Annotated in this window: 3 protein-coding genes; 2 read left to right on the top strand and 1 reads right to left on the bottom strand. The window is 77.9% G+C overall.

Annotated elements, in window-relative coordinates:
• Positions 1 to 1,601 (bottom strand): GNAT family N-acetyltransferase (locus AC529_RS17615; protein ID WP_157080269.1); only part of this gene is annotated, 1,601 nt, incomplete at its 3' end.
• Positions 1,602 to 1,815: 214 nt separating this feature from the next.
• On the opposite strand from AC529_RS17615, the gene AC529_RS17620 reads away from it, so the two are divergent.
• Positions 1,816 to 2,328, top strand: a complete 513-nt coding sequence (locus AC529_RS17620) for a MaoC family dehydratase (RefSeq protein WP_068758482.1) — start codon at positions 1,816 to 1,818, stop codon at positions 2,326 to 2,328.
• Positions 2,325 to 3,152: an HpcH/HpaI aldolase/citrate lyase family protein gene (locus AC529_RS17625; RefSeq protein WP_068758483.1), complete on the top strand. Its 828-nt coding sequence runs from the start codon at positions 2,325 to 2,327 to the stop codon at positions 3,150 to 3,152. The genes AC529_RS17620 and AC529_RS17625 overlap by 4 nt, the downstream gene beginning before the upstream one ends.
• The last annotated feature ends 326 nt before the right edge of the window (positions 3,153 to 3,478 follow it).

Genomic DNA, 3,478 nt, shown 5'->3' on the forward strand with positions numbered 1-3,478 from the left:
GTGTCGACCGGGTTGGCGCAGGCCGCCCCGGCGGGCAGCAGCGCCTCGACGTCGCGGCGGGTCGGCCCGTCCAGCTCGCGCACCTGAAGGCCGGCGTCGGCGCACGCGTCGGCGGCCAGCACCCCGGTCCCGCCGGCGTTGGTGACGACCGCGACCCGCGGCCCCGCCGGAAGCGGCTGGTGGGCGAGGAGCGCGGCGGTGCCGACCAGTTCGCCGAGGCTGCGCGCGGCCAGCACGCCCGCCTGCGCGAACAGCGTCTCCGTGGCCAGCGCCGGGGTCAGCGACGCCCCCGTGTGCGAGGCCGCCGCCCGCCGCCCGGCCGCCGAGCGCCCGGCGAGCACCGTCAGCACCGGCATCCGCCGCCCCAGGCGGCGGGCCAGCCGCGAGAACTTGCGCGGGTTGCCGAAGGACTCCACGTGCAGGACCGCCATCGAGGTGTCCGGGTCGGCCTCCCACCACTGCAACAGGTCGTTGCTGCTGACGTCGAGCTTGTTGCCGGCGGACACGAACGAGGAGACGCCCACGCCCAGCCGCGACAGGTGCTCCAGCAGCGTGATGCCGACACCGCCGGACTGCACCACCAGGCCCGCCCGCCCGGGCAGCGGCGGGTGCGCGGAGAACGTCGCCTGCAGCCGCACGCTGCCCAGCGACGCCACCCCGAAGCAGTTCGGGCCGACCAGCCGCATCCCGTGGCTGCGGCACACCGCGAGCAGCTCCCGCTCGGCGTCGGCGCCCAGGTCGGCGGTGATGACCACGAGCGCGCCCACCCCGCGCTCCCCGCACGCGCGGGCCACGTCCAGCACCGCGCCCGGCGGCACCGCGACCACCGCCAGGTCCGGGGTCTGCGGCAGGTCGGCCACCGACCGGGCCGCGGCCACCCCGGCCACGCCCGCGGCCTGCGGGTGCACCGCGTACAGGCGGCCGGCGAACCCGCCGGCGCGGATGTTGCGCAGCACCGCGTTGCCGACCGACACCGGACGCCGGGTGCCGCCGAAGACCACCACCGACGCCGGGCGCAGCAGCGGCCGCAGGCTCTCCCGGTCCGCAACGCCCTCCCGTTCGCCGACGGCGTCCAGGTAGTGGTCGTCGAGGTCGAGCGGGAGGGTCAGCTCCACCACGCCGCGGTCCAGGCGCTGCCGCGGGCGCAGCCCGAGGTCGGCGAAGACCTGCAGCATCCGGTGGTTGTCGGGCAGCACGTCGGCGCGGAACGCGGTGATCCCCTCGCGGCGCGCCCGCGAGGCCAGGTGCTCCAGCAGCAGGGTGCCCACGCCCCTGCCCTGGAGCCGGTCGGCGACGGCCAGCGCCACCTCGGCGACGCCGGGCCGGCCGGTGGCGTCGTAGCTCGCCGCGCCCACCACCTCGCCGTCGACGAGCGCGAGCAGCGCCCCGTGGCCCCTGCCGGGCCCGGCGCAGATGCGGTGGGAGAGCGCGTCGGCCGTGACGGCGCCGGAGACGAAGAAGCGCATCCTGCGGCTGTGCGGGGACAGCGCCTCGTGCATCGCGCGCACCCGGGGCTCGTCGTCGGCGCGGGCGGGCCGGACCAGGACGGTCGTGCCGTCGGCGAGCAGGGCGTGGCAGGAGTCGGCGGCGACGGCGGTCATGGGTCACACCTTCTTCGCGGCGGCGCGGACGGGACGTGCGGGCGGTCCCCTCCAGTCCTGCCCGGCGCACTACCCGCGCTCCCCGGTCCGAAGCACCCGCCGAGGGGGTCCTTGGTCCCGGCCGCGCCCCGCCGCGGCGGCTCCCCGCCCCGCGCGCGCAGGCGCCGGTAGGGTGGGGCCGATCCGCGAGCGGGACACCAGCGAGGAGGCGCCGATGACGGCGGAGCGGGCGGACGGCGGGGCCGCCGGGGAGGTCCGTGTCGAACAGCGGGGTCTGTACTACGAGGAGTTGCAGACCGGCGTGGTCTACGTCCACCGCCCCGGCCGCACCGTCACCGACGCCGACAACGTCCTGTTCAGCACGCTCACCATGAACCCGCAGAGCCTGCACCTGGACGCCCACTTCAGCGCGGCCACCGAGTTCGGCCGCCCCCTGGTCAACAGCCTGTTCACGCTCTCCACCCTCGTGGGGCTGAGCGTCGGCCAGCTCACCCAGGCCACCACGGTCGCCAACCTCGGCTTCGGGGAGGCCGCGTTCCCCCACCCCGTGTTCTGCGGCGACACCCTCTACGCCGAGACCCGGGTGCTGGACAAGCGGCTGTCGCGGTCCCGCCCGGACAGCGGGGTCGTCCGCTTCGAGCACCGCGCCCACAACCAGGACGGCGTGCTGGTGGCACGGGTGGAGCGCTCCGCGCTGATGCTGCGCCTGCCCGGAGGGCAGAGGTGAGCCCCGCCGGCCCCGGCCTGCCCGGACCGGCCCTGCTGTTCTGCCCCGCCGACCGGCCCGACCGCTACGCCAAGGCCGCCCGGCTCGCCGACGCCGTCGTCCTGGACCTGGAGGACGGCGTCGCCCCCGAGCACAAGGACCGCGCCCGCGACCTGCTCGTCGCGGGCCTGGCCGGCCTCGACCCCGACCGCGTGGTCGTGCGGGTCAACGCGCCCGGCACCCCGTGGTGGGACGCCGACGTGGCCGCCGTGCGGCGGGCGGGCGTGCGCCTGGTGATGCTGCCCAAGGCCGAGCGGCCCGAGGACGTCGAGGCGCTCGCCCCCGCCCGCGTCATCGCCCTGTGCGAGACCGCCGCCGGGGTGCTCGCCGCCCCGCGCCTGGCCGCCTCCCCCTCGTGCGCGGCGCTGAGCTGGGGGGCCGAGGACCTGGCCGCGGACCTGGGCGGCACCGCCGGCCGCCGCCCCGACGGCTCCTACCACGACGTGGCCCGCCACGCCCGCGCCCAGGTGCTGCTGGCCGCCGCGGCGGCCCGCCGCCCCGCCGTCGAGACGGTCCACCTCGACCACGACGACCTCGCCGGGCTCGCCGCCTCCTCCGCCGAGGCCGCCCGGGAGGGCTTCAGCGCGCGCCTGTGCGTCCACCCCTCCCAGGTCGGCCCCGTCCGGGAGGCGTTCGCCCCCGACGACGCCGACGTGGAGTGGGCGCGCGCCGTGCTGGAGGCCGCCGAGCACGCCCCCTCGGGGGTGTTCCGCTTCCGCGGCAGGATGGTCGACGAGCCGCTGCTGCGCCAGGCCCGCGCCGTCCTGCGCCGCAGCGGCGGCTGACCCGCCCCGGGCGCCCCGGCCGGGTACGGGTGGGTAGCATGACGGCCGACCCCGTCCCGGACGCGCCGGGCGGAAGGACACGACCGGAAGGAACAGCCGAGGTGTGCTGGGGCCGCGGGAAGTGCGCCACGAGGCGCCCGGCCGCGCCGCGGCGGGCCGCGGGGCGCGCCTCCCGGACGTGGCCGCCTCCCGCCGGACACCCCGCCCTGGACCCCGGGTATGCCGTCCGAACGGAGCGACCGCCGGCGACAGGGCCGGAGGCGCAGAGAGGGGCAGGCCGATGCTGAGACTGGGCAGCCGCACGTTCGCCGACGACCAGATGCTCG

The sequence above is a fragment of the Thermobifida cellulosilytica TB100 genome, assembly GCF_001517975.1.
Classification (GTDB): Bacteria; Actinomycetota; Actinomycetes; order Streptosporangiales; family Streptosporangiaceae; genus Thermobifida; species Thermobifida cellulosilytica.

Excerpts from the sequence above, each read along its gene's own strand:
- AC529_RS17620 (WP_068758482.1), top strand. The coding sequence starts at position 1,816 with ATGACGGCGGAGCGGGCGGACGGCGGGGCCGCCGGGGAGGTCCGTGTC.